Below are 19728 nucleotides of genomic sequence, written 5' to 3'. Positions count from 1 at the left end.
CTCTCGTCTTGCAACCTGGTTACATCGTAAATGGCAAAGGCAATAAGGCAAATCCTTCGTCTAATACTTCGATGCTACTTAACAATCCCTGCAGGCCAGAGTCCAAATTGCTTGCTGATTCTGGATCAAGCTGCATTAAGGCTTCCGGCAATAATCCTCTGGCTGGTTTAGGTGCCCGCATTAACAAGGCCGCCCCTTCTTCCGTCAGGCTGACTCTGACTACACGTTGATCCTTGGGATCGCGCGCCTTACGGACATAACCTCGTTTTTCAAGGTTGTCCAATAAGTTACTGGTCGTCGTCTGGTGAATTGCCAGTTTTTTAGCCAGCTCCCCCACACGCAATCCATCTGTTTCAAATAGTTCCTGGATGATCCATAGTTGCGCGCCATTGACGCCGCATTGTTTTTCTATCCACAAAGAATGCTGCTGTGCTGCACGTATGACGATGCGCAGCTTTTTCAGAATATCGAGTCTTGCCTGAATTTCGCTATTTTCATCACTATCGGCACTGGTTTTTCGTGCTACTTTTTTGATCATCAAGTATCTCCTGCGAATAAAGTGTATCATAACTCCATTCCTGCAAATATAATTTGTAGGAATATGTTTTGCCTAAATATATGTAAAAAAGCGATTAACTTGTCCGGCAAATATCTAGCATATGCCGAAGGAATAGCCCACTTCATTATGCATTTACCACCCCGCAGAAAGCCATACTCACTTCGAACTGGTCTCATTATTTCCAGAGTTTCTGATATCTGGCACAGGGGAGCTGCTTGGATCATCGGGCCTTTATTGGTAGGCTTACTGGCCGTAGGTCTTGCCTTTGGTGGAGAGCAGGCAGCAAAGTTGCATGCTCAAATGCTGAAAATATCGCCATATTCACCGCTTGTGGTGATGCCTTTGGGTTTCGCACTACTGTTTTATCTTGGCAGGCGTTTTTTTCCTGGCACGCAAGGTAGTGGAATTCCGCAAACTATCGCAGCTATCGATTCAACCGGTACAGAAAAAGAAAATGCCTTGCTGTCACCAAGGATAGCGGTAGGTAAAATCTTGATGACCTTGGGCGGACTTTCTGTCGGTGCCTCAATCGGTCGGGAAGGTCCAACTGTACAGATCGGTGCTTCGGTGATGCATATGTTCTATGGACATGGTCCATTCCAGAACCCGGAGACGCGGCGAATTTTGATCATGGCGGGTGGTGCTGCCGGTATCGCTGCGGCATTCAATACACCCTTGGCAGGCATCATGTTTGCAATTGAAGAGCTGAGCAAGAAACACGTGTTCAATGCGAATAGCTCCACCCTGGTGACAGTGATTCTTTCTGGCTTGATCTCACTGGCTGCCTTGGGGAACTACACCTATTTTGGCTCAACTGGCGCTTATCTGGACTGGAGTTCGGGTATTTGGGCAATATTGCTGTGTGGTGTCATCGGTGGTGCGTCTGGTGGTTGTTTCAGCCAGTTACTGATTGCTAGTTCCAGCAAGTTACCTGCACGCGTGACAAGTTTTATGCAAAACCGTGGCGTACTGTTTGCTGCCTTATGTGGGTTACTGATTGCGATTCTCGGTGTTTGTACGGATGGATTGCCTTTTGGTACTGGCTACGCCACAACCAGACTGACTTTGGAAGATAGTGGTGTCCTGCCCTGGTATTTTGGGATAAGCAAAATGCTGGCGACCATACTGTCTTCCATGAGCGGAATAACCGGAGGAATATTTGCGCCTTCGTTGGCGGTGGGCGCTGGCATTGGCGATAACGTTGCGGACCTGTTTCCAAACATGGCCACGCACAGCGCGACAGTGTTGTTGGTCATGGCGGCGTACCTATCCGGTGTAACCAGAGCGCCTGTAACTTCATTTATTATCATGATGGAAATGACAGACAGCCATCAGATGCTGATACCATTAATGACAGTATCAGTGATCGCCAGTGCAGTATCAAAAATGATTTGTCCTACACCGCTTTATCACAAATTGGCAGAGCGGTTTTCTGTACCGGCAACAGCAAACTTGCAGCCAAGCCGGTAATGGTGTGTCAGACAGTGCCGCTCAATATAGTGGCAGCCGACACTTCACCTTAACAAGCAAATATCTATAAAAACATGAACACGATACAAGTGGTCGGAGCAGTTATTTTCTTTCTCGCATTAGCACATACCTTTGCCGCGAAATTTTTTGAAGAGCTTGCTCATAAAGCCCCCAAACATGCAGGTTTATTCCACCTGCTTGGTGAAGTCGAGGTGGTTTTTGGATTTTGGGCTTTTATACTCATTGTCGCCATGGCTGTGGTCTCTGGCAGTGAAGCTGCCGTCACCTATGCCGAGTCGAGGCAATACACCGAACCCTTATTTGTGTTTGTGGTAATGGTGGTTGCTGCTTCCAAACCAGTGCTGGAAATTGTGGCGCGCTTTCTCTCTATTCTGGCAAAGCTGGTGCCTTTACCAAAGCCATTGACCATGACCTGGTTTGGCTTGGCCCTGGTTCCTTTAATGGGCTCATTCATCACCGAACCGGCAGCAATGACTTTGGCTGCATTGATGCTGGCACCTCTGGTGTTTCGACCAGGAATACCTGAGTGGCTGAAATATGGCAGCCTGGGCGTACTGTTCGTGAACGTGTCCATCGGCGGGACGCTGACTTCATTCGCAGCACCACCCGTATTAATGGTCGCTTCAACCTGGCAGTGGTCGACAAGTTTCATGGCGATGACTTTTGGCTGGAAAGCTTGTATTGCTGTGCTTGTGAATGCATCCTTTATTAGTTTTTTATTGCGCAAGCATGTCAGTCTACCTGTCATTAGTGATAAAAAAGACGAGATCCCCGTACCTCTGATTGTCAGCCTGGTGCATTTGATGTTTCTTGCAGGTGTAGTGATCTTTGCCCATCATCCGGTATTTTTTCTTGGCCTGTTTTTATTCTTCATGGGATACACACAAGCCTATGAGCGCTTCCAGAATCCGCTGATCCTGAAGGAAGGTTTGCTGGTTGGTTTTTTCCTGGCAGGACTGGTTGTTCTTGGGGGAATGCAGCAATGGTGGTTGCAACCCATCGTTTCCAGCCTTAGTCCAGTTGCCTTGTTTTTTGGGGCTCTTGGCTTGACTGCCATTACTGACAACGCTGCCCTGACGTATTTAGGCTCATTGATTGTCGGTATGAGTGATCAATCCAAGTACATGCTGGTTGCGGGTGCAGTGGCTGGTGGCGGATTGACCGTGATTGCCAACGCACCAAATCCAGCGGGTGTCGCGCTGTTACGCCGAGGCTTCAATGACGAATCAATTGGTGCCGGTGGTTTATTGCTGGGTGCAACGCCCCCTACCTTGATGGCTGCGGTGGCTTTCTTGTGGTGAAAAACCAAGTCGTGTCAGGCCAGGAAAATTGACTTACTTTAAAGGAGTTTGAATGTTCGAGTTCTTCAATTCTAACCTGGCCGAACTGGCATGGCCTTTTGCCCTTGTGTTTGCCTGGCTTGCCGGTGAATTCGGCCACCGCTGGACTGGTCTGCCGCGTATCAGTATCTACGGCCTAGTGGGCTTCTTGCTGGCGAATTCGCAACTGGGAATGTTGTCTCATGATGGTCATAGCGCTATTCTGTTGTTAGCAAATATCGCCTTTGGGCTGATTTTGTTCGAATTTGGCTATCGCATTAATATCCGCTGGCTTCGCAATAATCCCTGGATAGGCCTCACTGGTGTACTGGAGGCAATGCTGACTTTCTCAGCTGTGTATTTGGTGGCGACGTGGTTTGGAACGCCCATACTGACGGCATTATTGTTAGCCGCACTGACCATGTCGACCTCTCCAGCCGGTTTGTTACGCGTCATTAATGAACAGCGCAGCGCAGGCCAGGTCACTGAAAGGATATTGCATCTGGCAGCCATCAATTGTGTCATGGGTGTGTTTACTTTCAAGGTCATCGTAGGGTTTTGGGTCTTCCAAAACACAGGCAGCCTCCTTCATGCATCCGTGAACAGTTTGTCAGTGCTGGTCGCATCCGTCGCAATGGGTGCTCTGTTTGGTGTGCTTCTGCCGCTGATATTACGACAGCTCGGTAATCTGGGGCAGGACGCAACTGTTGCCTTCGCATTTGCGGTGATTTTATTGGTGGCGTTGACGCATGCAGGCAAGCTTTCCCCGATACTAGCAACGCTGACTTTTGGATTGATGGCCAGGCATCGACGAATCACCTTGAGCCGTACTCAAAGGAACTTTGGCGCATTGGGCGACTTGCTCACTGTCATGCTGTTTGTCTATGCAGCTTCGACGCTGGAATGGCAAAAAATTCTCTCTGGCGCAGGTCTGGGTTTGGCCCTTGTGGCTGTGCGCTTTGCTGCAAAACTGTCGGTCACATCGCTGTTGGCTCACGTAAGCGGAATACAAACGCGCAAAGGTGTGATGACGGGACTGGCCCTGGCACCTATTTCTGTATTCGTGATCCTTACTTTAGAACAAACGCGCTATCTTGGTATTAGTTTTGCCGATGAACTGACCGCTCTCGCGGCCATGACCCTGCTATTGGAAATAGTAGGGCCAATATTGACTCAGCGTGCCTTGATCTGGGCGAAAGAAGTACCTGAACAGAACGGGAGATAAGATGTCACTAGAACCTTTTAAGACTTCGGACGCTTTGTCCTTGGGTGTTGAACTTGAGCTTCAATTAATCGGCCTTTCAGACTTCGATTTATCTGCATCAAGTCCTGATCTTTTGCATTTGCTTGGACGCCGACCATTTCCAGGAAACGTCACGCCTGAAATAACGGAGAGCATGATAGAAATTTGTACGGACGTACAAACGAATTACCAGGGCGTGTTGGCACAACTTCAGCAAATACGAGATACCCTTGTAGAAGCATCGGATACCTTGGGAATCGGCATCTGTGGTGGTGGCACCCACCCATTTCAGAAATGGACGGACAGGAAGATTTTTTCCAAGCCGAGATTCAAGGAGGTGTCTGTTTTGTATGGCTATCTCGCCAAGCAATTCACGATTTTTGGTCAGCACGTCCACGTAGGTTGTACTTCAGGCGACAATGCCTTATTTTTGTTGCATTCGCTCAACCGCTATGTGGCGCATTTCATTGCGTTGTCAGCATCGTCTCCCTATGTGCAAGGCGGGGATACCTTGTTTAATTCAGCCAGGCTGAATTCAGTGTTTGCCTTTCCACTATCTGGCCGGGCACCCTTTATGTTGAGCTGGGAGGCATTTTCAGAAAATTACTTTTCTAAAATGGAAAAGACTGGCGTAGTCAAAAGCATGAAAGATTTTTACTGGGATATCCGCCCTAAACCGGAATATGGCACGATAGAACTGCGCGTGTGCGATACCCCGTTGACGGTGGAACATGCGGCTGCATTAGCAGCTTATTTGCAAGTCCTCTGTGCCTATCTGCTAGACAAACGTGAAGAACCACCAGTCGAGGACGACTATCTGGTCTATAACTACAATCGCTTTCAAGCCTGTCGTTTTGGATTGGACGGGTCTATCGTCCATCCCAAGACCTATGAAACGAAATCATTGCGGGAAGATATCCTTGCCACTATCAGAACGATAGAGCCTTATGCAGCTTCATTAGGCGCATTGCCTGCACTGACTCACCTTTACGAAACTACACATACTGGCAGCGACGCACATTACTTGCGTACACGCTATGCAGATAGCGGCAGTGTGGAAGGTATGGTTAACGCTGCGATTTGCCGGTTCAGAGGAATTTAAACCGGCAAATCGAACTTTCACTTAACTGCTCTGCTGTGACAAATACGTTACGAGAATCAAAGGCTCTTTGGTGTTTTTGCCTTGATAGAGCCCCAGTTCATCTCTGCTTTTTTCAGATTACCAGGAACATCTTCCAGCCACTTTTTCTGTACGTCTTTATTCACGTTCAGGTACAGTTTCCCGTCGACTACACGCCAGGCTTGCGGATCACCGTCGAGTTTCTTTTCCAGTGCCACGCCCGTGGAACAAAAGCCACCATATTGCGGCGCATATTTTGCAGGATCAGCCTTGAACTTGTCCCGGTTTTCGATCGATGCGAAGTAATATGTAACGCCATCATGTGCTGCAGCAATGCTGGATTTACCTATCGTTGGTGACCCTGCAGTGAAGTAGGCAACTGGGTCAAAACCTTTCAAGCCTACACCTTTGGCATCCACGTTGACTGAGCTGGTTGAGTTTTCATCGTACGCCATGGCGAGTTGTGGTATGGCACCGATCATGGTAATCGAGGCAGTCATAATTGCTAAGGCCAGGCGACGCTTTAAAGAAAATCTATTCATGATTCATCCAAGTAATAAGTGTGTTAGTGACTCTGTCTTTCGCGTGGCATATTTGCCAGCCAGAGAACTTTATTTATTTCTCAAAAAATAGGGAATACTCAAAAAATACAATCATCTATTCCATTTAGTGGAATAGATACTTTGCTGCGAAATTTTAGGAAAATCGACGCGTTTGGATTTTTCATGCTTCCAATATGACTGAAGATGAGAAAACAGTAATTCCACTAAATGGAACAATGAATTACATAATCTGAGTATTCTTTAAATTATAGGAATAAGGCAAAGTAGCCCTATTCGCGACACAGATATAAAACGCGAATCCCTTAAACCTGATTTAAATGGAGTCTCTCATGTCCCGTCTTGCTATCCCTACAGTAGAACAATCCCCTTCAGCCTCTCAGCCCATGCTGGCTGCTGTGAACAAGCAATTAGGCGTGGTACCAAACCTGATGAAACTGGTTGGCAATAGCCCGGCTGCCCTGGAAGGCTATCTGTCACTCAGTGGTGCCTTGGCCAAGGGTAGCCTGAGTGCACAACTGCGTGAACGTATTGCGCTGACCATCGCCGAATACAATGGTTGTGACTATTGCCTGGCTGCGCATGCTTATCTGGGTAAAAACCTGGCAAAGCTGAGTGACGCAGATATTGATGCAGCTCGCAGCGCCCATGCAGAAGATGCTAAAACCAATGCTGCCTTGCAGTTTGCACGTCAGGTTGCAGAGCAGCGTGGTCGCGTCAGTGATACCGAGTTGGCCAATTTACGTGCTGCAGGTTTTGATGATGCCGCCGTGATTGAAATCGTCTTGAATGTGGCAGTGAATGTATTGACCAACTATGTCAATAATGTCGCCCTCACAGATGTTGATTTTCCAAAAGTAAATCCGCTCTAATTCATCGTACATCAGAATAGTTCTGACAGGGGCGCCATCCCTGTCAGTCAGCAGCACAAACGTCAATCAGTTGGAGTAAATCATGGACCTGGAATCAGCGATCGGCAAGCATGCAGAGTGGAAAGTCAAGTTTCGTGCCGCTATCGGCAAGAAGTCACATATGGATATTGCACACGTATCCAATATTCATCTATGTGAGATCGGATGCTGGATGGACCATGAAGGCAAACAGCAAAACGGCCATCTGCCAGAATTTGCACAACTGGTTGAAGTTCACAAACAGTTCCATGTCGCTGCTACAAAAATTGCCCGCTTGATCAACGCTGGCAACTATGCTGAGGCAGAAAACATGCTGAATGGGCCTGAGTATGTTGGTGTATCCAGGCAAATCGCCAGTGCAATAATGAAATTGAAAAAATCTGATGCAAAGCTCAGTCTGTAGTTCGTTAGCTTCTGGTGGGGAACCACACGCTTATGTGATGCATTTCCGACCGCCCCTCGAACTTATACGCAAACGGTTAGTTCATCGCAGAGATTGTGCACCCAGCCAGCTATTTGCCACATAGTACTTTTTGGCTAGGCGGAAATTCTCTTGTTGTCGACTCGTCTACTCGAAGAAGCTATTCACAAACTTGGTGCAAACAAAACTCAGTTCCATTGAAAATTCGCGCCAAGCCGATTGTAAGTCTTTGAAACGTATAGAGAAAATCGGCTACCGCACCTCAATGCACGGAAGATACGATTACCCCAGATTGGCGGTGAAAGTACCAATCAAAATTTTTATCGGCAGTATTTCGGTACAGGGATCAATTTGGTATCAGCGTTAACAGAAATTGAGACACTACCGAATATGCACATACAGAAACACCTCATTTTGAGTGGTTCAGAACCTTCGCTGAAGGTTTAAGCTCATCCAACCTCGCCTGCAAGTCGGCAACCTTCTCCGATAACTCCACTATACGCAAATCCGCATCTGCGATTAGGCCTACAGCGTGATCGCGCTGCAACTTCAAGTCCAGCATAGTTTCACGTGTATCGCGTTTCTTTTGCCGCTGCTTGAGCAGATTTTGCCGTTCAGATGGCGCTTGATCGCTCTTGTGGCCTTCGACCCACTCCTGAATTGCTATCACCAGCAATGGGTAACGCGCCTTACGCAGAGCACTTGGATCGCACTTAGCTTCCTTGGCGACGTTATTCTGGCTGACTGGCGTTCCCTTTGGCAATACTTGGGGAACCGCATGCTTCAATCGCTCGAAAGCATCGCGGAAGCGCTGCTCGGCGGTCAGTGCTTTATCAGGCTGTTTTTCGTATGTAGACAAAGTAATTCTCCAATCCACGCTTCTCTTGTTCCAAATAACGATACTGCGGCGTATCCACTTGTGTCGTGCTCAACAAATGATTCACTGCATCGAGACGCTTCTGGTTCGCGGGAACCCGTTCGATGTTAAACAATGTATGAGCACAGGGCTTCTTGTCACCGTCACCGGCACAGCTCGCCACTGAGCTAAAACTATCAGCATCGTCACAACGGCCACTCTTCATACATGCTCCGAGCGCTGTCAATCGCCCACCAATCTGATGCAACCTGTAAATTTTGGCTAGGTGGTTCGCATCGCCCTCATTGACTAGATTCACTGGCTCACCGTCATTAGCAGGAGCAAATAGTTTTGCTTTGTGCTCTTCACCATAAGGGCTAACGTAGCGATTCGTGAGCATTGATGCCAGCTCGCGCCCCATGTTTTCGTAGAAGGCATTGACCAGCAACGTGCGAGCGTTATCATTGAGATGCAGAGCAGTATTGCCGCGTCCGTAGTAGAGCGACATGAGACGATTCAGATGCTTCAATTGGAGTTGTATGGAGGAATCGCTGATTCCGCCGGAAGCAAACATATTGACGGCTCCCGTGCGCCGGAATTGATGCCATGCAAGCGGCCACAAATTACCCACCTGATATCGCTCGGAATCCAATTTAGGACAGACTGCCCGTGCGATCTTGAGGTCGTCTTCGGTAATGGTGAGCTGCTGAAGACCAAACAAGTGCGAAAATTTTTGAAAAACTTCCGCCAAAGATTTCAACGTAGGTTGGGTTTCAACTCGCTTTGTAGTTTTTCTACCTGTACTCCACGGTTCAAGTGTAGCGGTAATCAATTTGGGATTACCACCATCCTGCCACCGTCCAGCGCTCGTGAGGCGCATCCTAGCGATGGATTGCAGCGCAACAATAGACGGCTCAACGCTCGGGCTGGTGATCCAAAAGGCGTTGGAATCAGCATCGGTCTTGGTCGTTTCGCTCTCAATCAAAGGAATGCGCCCATTCACCGGGTCATCTTCCCAGCGCAAGCAGTTCCAGCGAATGTTTGATGCTTCCTCAACCCGCATCAGGGAGAAAGCGGCAACATCTATCAACGCAGCGCACTGAACCAACTGAAAATAATTTGTCATTTTTACGATACCACGTCTCGACGTGATCTGGCCTGACCATTTTTCGATCACATCCTTAATGCCGAAGCGCTGGGCTGTATCGGCAAATGAGCCATAATAGGTCATGTCAGCGTAATGGTTGACGGCTGGAATTGCTTGAAACGGGTTCCGATGACTCTTTCCTGTTTTTTCACGATATTCCACCGCACCGTTATTTTCATAAGCATCCACGCTGAACGCAAAGCACTCTTCGATCTGTTTCTGATGCGAAAGAAAGTCGTTCCTGCACTCCGCCACCCGATTGACGATGTAGGTCCAGATGCGCGGTGGGATGTAGACAGTTTGCAGGGGTTCGTGATCGGGTTGCAATGTTTTCAAGCGTTGAATTCCTGCCAGATCCAGCAACTCGAAACCGAGAACTTCACGGGCGTCCCTCAGCCGATCCAACGCGCCGATGACTACATCGAACGCACTTGCGGAAATGGAGGCTGCCACCTTGTCAATCACGGCGGGAAAACGCGACAGGTCGGACGCTTTGATTCCTTCCTTACTGCAAACGGCGATGATTGATCTGAGCCATTTTAGACTGTTCATCGAAGTGGCTACTGCACGTGGCGCTCTCGTTCCCCAAAAGTACCACGCGAACAAGACACGAAGCAGGTCGGCATTGGCAGCATCGATCCGAACACCGTTTGATTGGGTCTGGGGACCGTCACCAAAGTTGAATGTGACTGTCCTACCTACCCATGGCGTCATGTCTATGACTGAATCGCCATAGCGCGACACTGGATTACCATCCTTGTCCTCGACGCAGACCCAATTTTTTGGAGGCGGCCAGCTCGGTGGACGGAAGGATCGCGATTTCGGTGTGACGCCAGGTGCTGAAATTGCCAATCCCAAGTAATTCAAATTGATGCTCATTTCAGATTCCCTCCGCACTTTCGATCAGGTGACGCCAATAAATGTGATAATCCCCCTCATTCAACTTTTCCTGTGCTTCTTCCACCCATGCTTTGCGCGCGGCGTTGGAGTCGCTGAACCATTTAAGTTTCGACGTAAGAACATCGATCACCATCTGCACATGCCTTGCGGAGTCGGCCTTGGCTTTGGCAGGTTGATGGAAGCGTGGCAGTATGGTGAGGTTAAGATACCGCATACTTGCCGTTGACCAAACATAATCCTCGCTGTCGATGTCGCGGTGGTGCGTGCAGAACAGGCATCCCGAAGGATTCGAGCAGTCCGGTTTCGGGGCCTCTGGCGGCAAATCAGAGGTGGATGTTGGAACGCCATCACATGAACCAGGCGCGGGACAAGCGACCTCCGTGCCGACGAGTCGTGGATCGTTCTTTTTCCAGAATTCGATGATCTCGACCAGCGCGACTTGAAGGCTCGGCTTTTCATAAACTTGCAACAGCGTTTCCTTCATGTGTTGCGCTTGTTCCGCGGTCTGGTCGGGATCTCGCGATCGCCTCAGCAGCCAATTAACGCGCGTGTTGCGGAGTTTTTGGGGAGACACAAAAGCAATTCCCATTGCTTTGCAGATGTTGACCTGCAAAGGTTTGAAGCTAAATGACTTGGTTTCCAGAGCCCCAAGTGTACGAATGAATGGGAACAGGCGACTTGATGTTTCTCCGAACACCTTCTTACGCCAAGCCAAGTAGTTCTCGAACACCTCCCTGTATTCGTTATAGATACTGAACAGCACTTCACCGTGGCGTCGATTCTTAAAGGCACGAACATCATAGCCATCTGTCGAACTACTGTAGGTGTATTGATTGAGAAGTAAGTTATGAGCTTGAGAGAGATTCATACCGGTCTGACCGATAAAGGCCATCATCTCTGCCATGATACGTAAATTGATTGTTGGATAACGTGTGTTCAACGTTCCGTCTGCCTCCCAATTATCGCGTTGTCGCTTAACTTTTTCAGTGGTATGTTTGTTCTTGTACTTTGGCTGAAGGGACACAACGGTGGCGGGATCTCTCAATCCAGACCAGTGTTCAATTTCTCGCCCATCGCGCAATTGAATTTTGATGGGCAACGAGCCAAAAATGGCCTCATACGAGAGACTGTTGATAATATCTAGGCACAAATGACCAAATTTAAAGGTATCCGTAAGGCTCTGCTTATCAGCGGCCACACTGACTGCACGGGTGCCACGCTTTTTGTACTTAAGCCGAGTGGTCAAAATCAGAGATTGTGCCCGATCCAGCACCGCATTGAGTATGATCGATACAATTTGTGCTTTGCTGTAAGCGGAGTTATTTTTCATGACTTTGAGCTGCACTTGACTCAACAAATAATCACACCAATGCCTGTAAGTATCTTCGATGACTTCTAGAGAGAGAGACTGATCGAATTCGTCAGCCCAAGAAAAAAAAGCTCGCAGATTCCTTATCATGGACGAAGCCGTCTCCCTTGCACCTCCCCCAACAAGCCTCGCCGTAATTTCTGCGTGAATAATTTTCACCAACCCCATCCGATCAATTATCGGGCGACCCAATTTGCCCTCCGCGATCTGGTTGAAGACGGTTTTCGGATTTCCCTTCGCGCCGCCTCTGTATAGAAGCACACGCAAATCCCACGGCGTTTCTGTGGCCCCATACTTCACCATCGTAAAGGTCAGATCGGGGATCGCCACATCAAGCACCTTTTGCTGACTTAAGGTGGTCGGAAAGGCCAAGAAAAGCTTCTGTAAATAACTTATCCAGTTCAATTTTCTCCTTCGTGTTCTGAGCGAAGGTGATGTAGCCGAAGGTCGTCGATTCGTGCTTGTGGAACATGGCGTGCTTGACAAATTCGATGGCCGCCTTGACCTCCATGCACATCAAGCAAAGCGTAATAAGCCACGTTCCATAGGTGGCACGAGTTTGGTGGAACTTGAACTTTTGTAGGAATTTCAACCCTACGATTTGTCCGGCACGGCGCAGATCGACCATCTCTCGAGCTACCGCGACGACCTTATACTGTTTGCAGAATCGTGTTAAGAACAAAAGGCTCTTGTCGGCACCATTGGCTCTGACGACGCGGTCCAGATGGCGGCGTGAGGTTGCATAGTTTCTGAGCATTGTCATGAGTTGCTGCGGAATCATCAAATTGCCGTTGATGTCAAACTTCGTGTCGATGCCGGTACCAGGTCCAACTGGAAGCAGCCACATGTTCGGCAGTTTGGGATCAGGCATCGCGTTATCGAGTGCTGTCGTGCGAAGGGTAAGGATGGTTCCAATTCGCGCACCTGTATAGAATCCAACCATTAGCATCAAGCACAACTCCCGCGATGCATTCGTGCTAGCGAACTGCAAAAGATCCAACTTGTCTTGATCAGAAATTGGGAGCAAGCCATCTTCCAGACGCCGACCAGGTCGAGCGCGGTTGGGTATCGATACATCCGTGGTGACACGGCTCATGGTACGCTCAAATCCCACAGGGTCGAAGTAGCTGATGGTTACAATTCTGTCCTGCCACTTTGGAGCCTCACGACTGATGAAGTTGCGGCCCGCAGCATAGCGGTAAAAACGAATGACAGCATTCATCCGCGCTGTGGTGGTGGACGGCATCAAATTTCCACGATCACGAGCATCAATTAGCGCCCCCCGGTAGCGCACTAGGACTCGTTCGACCTTTGTAATTGGGAAGTGCCGCCAATCAATGTCTGTCTCTTCCAACCATTCGGCGTATTTGTGCAGATGCTCCATGACGCTGATCGCCGTGCTCAACTTCACGTTGCGGTTTCGCGCCATTTCCAATGCCCACAGATTGGCTTCGCGCCACGCCTTACCATCTTTCCAGAACACCTGTGGCAACCGATCCACGGTCCGAACAATGGTGTCAGGCACCCATTTGATCTTGCCATCGGATACCTCTGGACGATGAGCGATGTACAGGATGTGCTCAAGAGTCGCCATCAGCTGCATCTTTGATGAAAAAATACATTGCGATCATAAGATCGCCCTGAACTTTTCCACCGCTCGTTTGAAATTCAATTGGAACAGATGCATCGTCAAGTCAATAACGCTGCCACCGCCGCTTTTGGCGCGAGAATCGTAGAATTTTGGGCCATTCAGAACTAATTCGAAATGACGGCCTGACACCGTCACATTCCATCGTGACACAAGTTTGATTTGGATTGGCTGGAAGGACACATCGTCCTTGGCGTACTCGGCAAGAAGCGGTAGCACCGCTTCGAGACCCATCGCCTGATAGCGTTGCAACTCCGTTGCATTCACTCGATTCAATTTGAACTCCTTTGAGACATGAGTTCCGGCAACGTCCGGAAGTGCTTGATTGATGCGTTGGGCGTCAGTTTGCGCCACCGCTACTCGTCTCTAAAAGAGACTTTTGCTACTCAACCCCTCGGACAAACCTACACGTCCATACGTTGCAATATAGAGCCTACATGTCAACAGTTCAAATTGTTTCTACTTTTTGCCCTCAAACGGTATCACACACGTGCTCAGGTATTCTTCATACGTACCCTGGAAATCGATGATTTTGTTTTCCTTGATTTCCAACACGCGTGTCGCCAGAGATGAAACAAATTCACGGTCATGCGATACGAAAATCAAAGTACCCGCATATTTTTCCAGCGCGATATTCAATGATTCGATAGATTCCATATCCATGTGATTGGTTGGTTCATCCATCAACAAGACATTATGGCGGCCCAGCATGAGCTTGCCATACATCATGCGGCCTTTTTCACCACCCGATAAAACCTTGACTGATTTTTTGACGTCATCACCACCAAACAACAAACGACCGAGGATGGAGCGTACTGCCTGGTCATCATCACCCTCTTGTGTCCACTGACCTATCCAGTCAGTCAGATTTTTATCAGATGCAAATTCTTCAGTAGGATCTTGCGGCATATAGCCAACATTGGCATTTTCTGCCCATTTGACCGTTCCATAATCAGCATGCAAACCTGTGATGTCATCGCCGCCTATGCAACGCAACAAAGTGGTTTTACCAATACCATTGGCACCGATAATCGCGATTCTTTCACCAGCTTCGACCATCAGATCGACATTCTTGAACAATGGCTTGTCGTAAGCCTTGCTCAGGGATTGCACTTCCACGGCCAGGCGATGCAATTTCTTCTCGCCATCGAAACGCACGAAAGGATTTTGACGGCTGGATGGCTTGAAATCTTCAATCTTGATTTTATCAATCTGCTTGGCACGTGAAGTTGCCTGACGTGCCTTGGATTTATTCGCAGAGAAACGACGAACGAAGTCTTGCAACTCAGCGACTTTTTCCTTGGCCTTGGCATTGTTCGCCATTTGCTGCGCACGTGCCTGTGATGATGCCAGCATGTAATCATCATAATTACCCGGGTACACTTTCAGCGTACCGTAATCCATATCGGCCATGTGCGTACATACCTGGTTCAGGAAATGGCGATCATGGGAAATGATGATCATGGTGGAATTGCGTTCATTCAGAATATCTTCCAGCCAGCGAATTGTATTGATGTCCAGGTTATTGGTTGGTTCATCAAGCAGCAAAATATCTGGATTGGAGAACAAGGCCTGTGCCAGCAAGACGCGCAGCTTCCAGCCTGGCGCAACCGCACTCATGACGCCCTGATGCTGATCGGTTGGTATACCTACGCCCAGCAATAATTCACCAGCACGTGCCTCAGCAGTGTAACCATCATATTCAGCAAACTTGGCTTCCAGGTCTGCCGCTTTCATGTAGTCGTCGTCAGTCGCTTCAGGATTAGCGTAAATCGCATCCCGTTCCGACATTGCCGCCCACATTTCTATGTGGCCCATCATGACTACGTCCAGCACGCGCATGTCTTCAAAAGCAAACTGATCCTGGCGCAATTTACCCAGACGCTCATTCTGATCCAGCATGACCGTGCCGGAAGATTGCTCAAGGTCACCGCCAAGAATCTTCATGAAGGTGGATTTGCCGCAGCCATTGGCACCAATCAGGCCATAGCGGTTACCTTCGCCAAATTTGACAGAGATATTTTCAAACAGCGGCTTGGGGCCGAACTGCATGGTGATATTAGCGGTAGAAAGCACAGAAAACCTTTTGCAATAAGTATGGGGATTAACCATGCATTATAGCATCGTGCCGCATTGTGTTTTTGACGAGTCGAAGACAAGCCCATGATTTATAGAGAAATTATGGGCTTTGAACGGCAGATATATGCAGATTGGCAGTTTTCTGCAGGAGCGAGGTTACTTCTTTACCAATAAGAAATGGCTTGCCTGAAGATCAACTCTCTCAGACAAGCCATTTCTAAACTTCAAATGATTTACTTAATTGAAAGTTTTTCCTTCTGCAGCCAGTTTTGCGAGTAAAGGAGCGGGTTTCCAGGCGTCGCCATGTCGGCCTTTGGCATATTTCTCCATGGCCATAACCACATTAGGCAAGCCCACGGTATCGGCATAGAACATAGGGCCACCAGTATGCAATGGGAAGCCATAGCCTGTCAGATACACCATATCAATATCAGAGGCACGTGTCGCGATGCCCTCTTCCAGGATGTAAGCAGCTTCATTGACCAGGGCAAATATCAGACGCTCTACTATCTCCTGATCAGAAATCTTGCGGCGCGTAATACCCAGGTCAGCAGAGTGCTGGATGATCATGTCATTCACAATGCTTGAAGGATAAGCTTTACGGTCACCCGGCTTATAGTCATACCAGCCAGCACCGGTTTTTTGTCCGAAACGACCCAGCTCACACAGCAAATCTGCTGTTTTGGAATAAGTGATTTGTGGTTTTTCTACGTAACGACGTTTGCGGATATACCAGCCGATATCATTCCCAGCCAGGTCACCCATGCGGAAAGGTCCCATGGCAAAGCCCATTTTTTCTACGGCTTTATCCACCTGCTCAGGTGTGCAGCCCTCTTCCAGCAAGAAACCCGCCTGACGGCTGTATTGTTCTATCATGCGGTTGCCAATGAAACCATCGCACACGCCAGATACCACGCCAGTTTTCTTGATTTTTTTGGATAAGCCCAGCACTGTCGCCAGCACGTCTTTGGCAGTTTTTTTACCGCGTACAATTTCCAGCAGTTTCATGACATTTGCCGGGCTGAAGAAATGGGTGCCGATGACATCTTCAGGGCGCCTGGTGAAGTCGGCGATTTTGTCGACGTCCAGTGTTGAGGTATTCGACGCCAGAATAGCACCCTGCTTCATGACTTCGTCGAGTTTTTTGAAAACTTGTTCCTTGACGCCCATGTCTTCGAATACAGCTTCAATGACGATATCTGCCTGGGCAATCTCTTCATACGACAAAGTACCTGTAATCAGACCCACACGCTGATCAAATTTCTCTTGCGTCAGCTTACCTTTTTTAAGCGTGTTTTCATAATTCTTGCGGATCGTCGCCAAACCTTTGTCCAATGCTTCCTGCTTCATTTCCAGTATTTGTACAGGAATGCCAGCATTGGCAAAGTTCATGGCAATGCCGCCTCCCATGGTGCCGGCACCGATAACGGCAACGGATCTGATAGGACGCGTTGGTGTATCTTCTGGCACATCAGGCAATTTGCTGGCCGCACGCTCACCAAAGAAAGCATGACGCAAGGCTTTGGATTCTGTAGTTTGCACCAGGTCAACAAACAGTTCACGCTCAAACTTGATACCGTCATCAAATTTCTTGGTGACTGCGGCTGCTACTGCTTCCACGCATTTCAAAGGTGCTGGGAAAGGTCCTGCCATTGCGCGTACTGTATTACGTGAGAATTGCAGATAGGCTTCGTAGTTCGGATAATCAATCTTGATATCCCGCACTTTAGGCAAAGGGCGCACATCTGCAACTTTAGCCGCAAATGCGAGTGCAGCTTCCAGTACGTCACCGTCCACCACTTCATTGAAGATCGCTGTTTTAGCCAGCTTCTCTGAAGGAATTGGTGTGCCTGAAACTATCATGTTCAAAGCCATTTCCAGGCCCAGCACGCGTGGCAGGCGCTGCGTGCCGCCAGCTCCAGGCAAGATGCCGAGCTTAACTTCAGGCAAGGCGATTTGCGCTCCCTTGGATGCAACGCGATAGTTACAACCCAAAGCCAGTTCCAGACCACCGCCCATGCACACAGTGTGAATAGCAGCAATCACGGGTTTGTCGGAGTTTTCGACCACATTGATCAGCGTATGCAGGCTAGGCTCTGCAGATGCTTTGGGGGAATTAAATTCTTTGATGTCTGCACCGCCAGAGAATGCTTTACCGGCACCAGTGATGACGATGGCTTTGACTGCATCATCATTCAATGCCTGCTTCATGCCATTCACCGCAGCTGCGCGGGTAGCATGACCCAAGCCATTGACAGGTGGATTGTTCAGGGTAATTACGGCGATATTGCCATTCACTTGATATTCGGCGCTCATGTCTCTTCCTATAGGTGAAATGCTGCTTGGATTTGCCAGTTCAGTGCTTTTTAAAATCTGGTGTAAGCTTGTTTTTGCTTACTATACCGCAAAATAGTACGAGCGTATTATTTTATTTTAATTCCAGTACGGGCAAGCATGAAAATATTTCCACGCACCATGAAATACATCTGGTGCCGTCTGCCTGCAGTACTACCTACCGCACTATCTGCTACAGTACTTTAGTCTATCAAGCACCAGCATATTAGAAAATCTGGTCTTGAATACCGATATTGCTCCTGAGAAGGCGCAAGACGATATTTAATACCTGCGAAGTCAATGGAACCGGAGTCTCTGCGCCAATGATGCATCCCACACCGAGCTGGACTGAGCACATCAAAGCTGCGGCCATCACTGGCATCATCGTGTTTGCCGCATGTGTATTGGGTATACTCAGCCGACCCATGGGCCACCTTGCTGCACTATGGCCAGCCAATGCCCTGCTGATTGGTCTGTTTGTACGCTTTCCCAAGTTGAACAATGCCTTTGGATGGCTGGGCGCAATATTGGCTTATTTCATGGCTGACATCATGACGGGCAATAATTGGTCTGCCAATTTAATGCTGACTGCTGGCAATCTTGTCTGCGTCGTCACCGGCGTACTCCTTTTCTCCTGGCTGGATGAAGAACACCGCCGCTTGAAACACCCGCTGTCTGTGCTCTATCTTGCTTTGGTGGCATCGTGTGCAGCAGCCGCAACTGGCGTAGTTGGTGTCATTGCCGACCCCATACTATCCAATGCAAACCCACTCAAAAACTGGGCATTCTGGTCCGTCATTGAACTGGCTAATTTGATGGCAGTTTTACCTGTGATGCTCAGTTTGCCGGATTTGTCAGGATTAAGATTAGATCGCCGTCGTGCTTTTAAGACTGAGCACTTTCATGTCAGCAAAATCTTGCCTGTATGCGCCCTCCTGATATCTCTTGCTTTGGGCATTATCGTAGGTGGTCCTGGTGCACTTGTCTTCCCTATCCCCGCCTTGCTCTGGTGCGCACTAAGCTACGATATCTTCATCACCAGCATACTGACTTTGCTGTACAGCGGCTGGGTATTGATTGCCATGTCGCTCGGCTACCTGCCCATTTCCATAGTCAATATGAATTCGCGCCCCATGCTGTTGTCGATACGCATAGGTGTAAGCCTGATGGCACTGGCACCTCTGACCGTGGCCTGCGTCATGGCAGCACGTGAAGAACTTTTGCGGCAACTCAAATACATCGCTGAACACGATCAACTGACCGCTCTGTTAAACCGCCGTGCTTTTAATGAACGCGCTGCCAACCTGCTGGCCAGGCTGTCTGAACAAACCAGGCCGGTAGCAGTATTGATGCTGGATATAGACAAATTCAAGGACGTAAATGACACCTACGGGCATGCTGGCGGCGACCGTGTGCTGGTGGCATTTGCACGTATCGCCAGTGCCGGTCTACGCAATATAGATATGCTGGGTCGTATAGGTGGTGAAGAATTTGCGGCTGTACTGCCAGGCTGCGGCCAGAAGGAGGCGGCAAAAATCGCGCAACGTATACGCAGCAAACTTGCAGACACATCCATTGATCTGGGCGACGGCCAGCAAATTACAGTAACTGTCAGTATAGGCGTCAGCTTTGCCCAACAGGCTATACCCGATATTGAAGCATTGTTATTGGTTGCTGACAAAGCGCTTTATCGCGCCAAGGAAAATGGACGCAATCGCGTAGAAAGTGATGACCTTGATGCTTAAAAAACTGAAAATGATCGGACTCAAAA

General features: G+C 48.7%; 16 protein-coding genes. 7 read left to right on the top strand and 9 right to left on the bottom strand.

The window, feature by feature from the left end; translation table 11 throughout:
- Positions 1-19: 19 nt before the first annotated feature.
- Positions 20-538: a MarR family winged helix-turn-helix transcriptional regulator gene (locus DFR42_RS02580; protein ID WP_110253375.1), complete on the bottom strand. Its 519-nt coding sequence runs from the start codon at positions 536-538 to the stop codon at positions 20-22.
- A 99-nt stretch (positions 539-637) separates the two neighbouring features.
- Between DFR42_RS02580 and DFR42_RS02575 the strand changes: the two genes are divergently transcribed.
- The 4 genes from DFR42_RS02575 to DFR42_RS02560 all read left to right on the top strand — a co-directional run bounded on the left by DFR42_RS02575 (position 638) and on the right by DFR42_RS02560 (position 5714).
- Positions 638-2029 carry a chloride channel protein gene (locus DFR42_RS02575; protein ID WP_245936802.1) on the top strand — a complete coding sequence of 464 codons (1392 nt, stop codon included), beginning with the start codon at positions 638-640 and terminating at the stop codon, positions 2027-2029.
- A gap of 74 nt (positions 2030-2103) precedes the next feature.
- Positions 2104-3351 carry a putative Na+/H+ antiporter gene (locus tag DFR42_RS02570; protein WP_110253373.1) on the top strand — a complete coding sequence of 416 codons (1248 nt, stop codon included), beginning with the start codon at positions 2104-2106 and terminating at the stop codon, positions 3349-3351.
- A 52-nt stretch (positions 3352-3403) separates the two neighbouring features.
- Entirely contained in the window at positions 3404-4594 is a 1191-nt protein-coding gene (locus tag DFR42_RS02565; RefSeq protein WP_110253372.1) for a cation:proton antiporter, read from the top strand.
- 1 nt (position 4595) lies between these two features.
- Positions 4596-5714: a YbdK family carboxylate-amine ligase gene (locus tag DFR42_RS02560; RefSeq protein ID WP_110253371.1), complete on the top strand. Its 1119-nt coding sequence runs from the start codon at positions 4596-4598 to the stop codon at positions 5712-5714.
- Positions 5715-5770: 56 nt separating this feature from the next.
- On the opposite strand, the gene DFR42_RS02555 is transcribed toward DFR42_RS02560, so the two are convergent.
- Positions 5771-6274: a YHS domain-containing (seleno)protein gene (locus DFR42_RS02555; protein ID WP_211324118.1), complete on the bottom strand. Its 504-nt coding sequence runs from the start codon at positions 6272-6274 to the stop codon at positions 5771-5773.
- A 350-nt stretch (positions 6275-6624) separates the two neighbouring features.
- On the opposite strand from DFR42_RS02555, the gene DFR42_RS02550 reads away from it, so the two are divergent.
- Together DFR42_RS02550 and DFR42_RS02545 are read left to right on the top strand one after the other, a co-directional pair.
- The gene (locus DFR42_RS02550) at positions 6625-7164 is read left to right on the top strand and encodes a carboxymuconolactone decarboxylase family protein (protein ID WP_110253369.1); all 540 of its coding nucleotides are present in this window, start codon (positions 6625-6627) and stop codon (positions 7162-7164) included.
- Positions 7165-7246: 82 nt separating this feature from the next.
- Entirely contained in the window at positions 7247-7606 is a 360-nt protein-coding gene (locus tag DFR42_RS02545; RefSeq protein WP_110253368.1) for a CZB domain-containing protein, read from the top strand.
- Between the two features lie 427 nt (positions 7607-8033).
- Here DFR42_RS02545 and DFR42_RS02540 read toward each other — a convergent pair whose 3' ends face one another.
- The 7 genes from DFR42_RS02540 to DFR42_RS02510 all read right to left on the bottom strand — a co-directional run bounded on the left by DFR42_RS02540 (position 8034) and on the right by DFR42_RS02510 (position 17939).
- Positions 8034-8483: a hypothetical protein gene (locus DFR42_RS02540; RefSeq protein WP_211324116.1), complete on the bottom strand. Its 450-nt coding sequence runs from the start codon at positions 8481-8483 to the stop codon at positions 8034-8036.
- A complete protein-coding gene (locus DFR42_RS02535) occupies positions 8458-10506 on the bottom strand; it encodes a hypothetical protein (RefSeq protein ID WP_110253367.1) in 2049 nt (682 codons plus the stop codon). The genes DFR42_RS02540 and DFR42_RS02535 overlap by 26 nt, the downstream gene beginning before the upstream one ends.
- 1 nt (position 10507) lies before the next feature.
- Positions 10508-12301, bottom strand: coding sequence for a site-specific integrase (locus DFR42_RS02530; RefSeq protein ID WP_211324112.1), 1794 nt, complete (start codon positions 12299-12301; stop codon positions 10508-10510).
- On the bottom strand, positions 12228-13490 hold the full coding sequence (locus DFR42_RS02525) for a site-specific integrase (RefSeq protein ID WP_170133393.1): 1263 nt from the start codon (positions 13488-13490) through the stop codon (positions 12228-12230). The genes DFR42_RS02530 and DFR42_RS02525 overlap by 74 nt, the downstream gene beginning before the upstream one ends.
- 33 nt (positions 13491-13523) lie before the next feature.
- Positions 13524-13898, bottom strand: coding sequence for a hypothetical protein (locus tag DFR42_RS02520; RefSeq protein WP_110253364.1), 375 nt, complete (start codon positions 13896-13898; stop codon positions 13524-13526).
- Positions 13899-14003: 105 nt separating this feature from the next.
- Positions 14004-15620, bottom strand: a complete 1617-nt coding sequence (locus DFR42_RS02515; RefSeq protein ID WP_110253363.1) for an ABC-F family ATPase — start codon at positions 15618-15620, stop codon at positions 14004-14006.
- A gap of 240 nt (positions 15621-15860) precedes the next feature.
- A complete protein-coding gene (locus tag DFR42_RS02510; protein ID WP_110253362.1) occupies positions 15861-17939 on the bottom strand; it encodes a 3-hydroxyacyl-CoA dehydrogenase NAD-binding domain-containing protein in 2079 nt (692 codons plus the stop codon).
- Between the two features lie 341 nt (positions 17940-18280).
- Here DFR42_RS02510 and DFR42_RS02505 point away from each other — a divergent pair, with 341 nt between their 5' ends.
- Positions 18281-19702: a GGDEF domain-containing protein gene (locus DFR42_RS02505; protein WP_110253361.1), complete on the top strand. Its 1422-nt coding sequence runs from the start codon at positions 18281-18283 to the stop codon at positions 19700-19702.
- Positions 19703-19728 lie beyond the last annotated feature (26 nt).

Origin of the sequence: Undibacterium pigrum (assembly GCF_003201815.1) — a bacterium.
GTDB classification, from domain to species: domain Bacteria; phylum Pseudomonadota; class Gammaproteobacteria; order Burkholderiales; family Burkholderiaceae_D; genus Undibacterium; species Undibacterium pigrum.
This window is presented reverse-complemented; position numbering and strand designations above follow the sequence as displayed.

Excerpts from the sequence above, each read along its gene's own strand:
- DFR42_RS02580 (WP_110253375.1), bottom strand. The coding sequence starts at position 538 with ATGATCAAAAAAGTAGCACGAAAAACCAGTGCCGATAGTGATGAAAAT.
- DFR42_RS02570 (WP_110253373.1), top strand. The coding sequence starts at position 2,104 with ATGAACACGATACAAGTGGTCGGAGCAGTTATTTTCTTTCTCGCATTA.
- DFR42_RS02565 (WP_110253372.1), top strand. The coding sequence starts at position 3,404 with ATGTTCGAGTTCTTCAATTCTAACCTGGCCGAACTGGCATGGCCTTTT.
- DFR42_RS02560 (WP_110253371.1), top strand. The coding sequence starts at position 4,596 with ATGTCACTAGAACCTTTTAAGACTTCGGACGCTTTGTCCTTGGGTGTT.
- DFR42_RS02555 (WP_211324118.1), bottom strand. The coding sequence starts at position 6,274 with ATGAATAGATTTTCTTTAAAGCGTCGCCTGGCCTTAGCAATTATGACT.
- DFR42_RS02550 (WP_110253369.1), top strand. The coding sequence starts at position 6,625 with ATGTCCCGTCTTGCTATCCCTACAGTAGAACAATCCCCTTCAGCCTCT.
- DFR42_RS02545 (WP_110253368.1), top strand. The coding sequence starts at position 7,247 with ATGGACCTGGAATCAGCGATCGGCAAGCATGCAGAGTGGAAAGTCAAG.
- DFR42_RS02535 (WP_110253367.1), bottom strand. The coding sequence starts at position 10,506 with ATGAGCATCAATTTGAATTACTTGGGATTGGCAATTTCAGCACCTGGC.
- DFR42_RS02525 (WP_170133393.1), bottom strand. The coding sequence starts at position 13,490 with ATGGCGACTCTTGAGCACATCCTGTACATCGCTCATCGTCCAGAGGTA.
- DFR42_RS02510 (WP_110253362.1), bottom strand. The coding sequence starts at position 17,939 with ATGAGCGCCGAATATCAAGTGAATGGCAATATCGCCGTAATTACCCTG.
- DFR42_RS02505 (WP_110253361.1), top strand. The coding sequence starts at position 18,281 with ATGATGCATCCCACACCGAGCTGGACTGAGCACATCAAAGCTGCGGCC.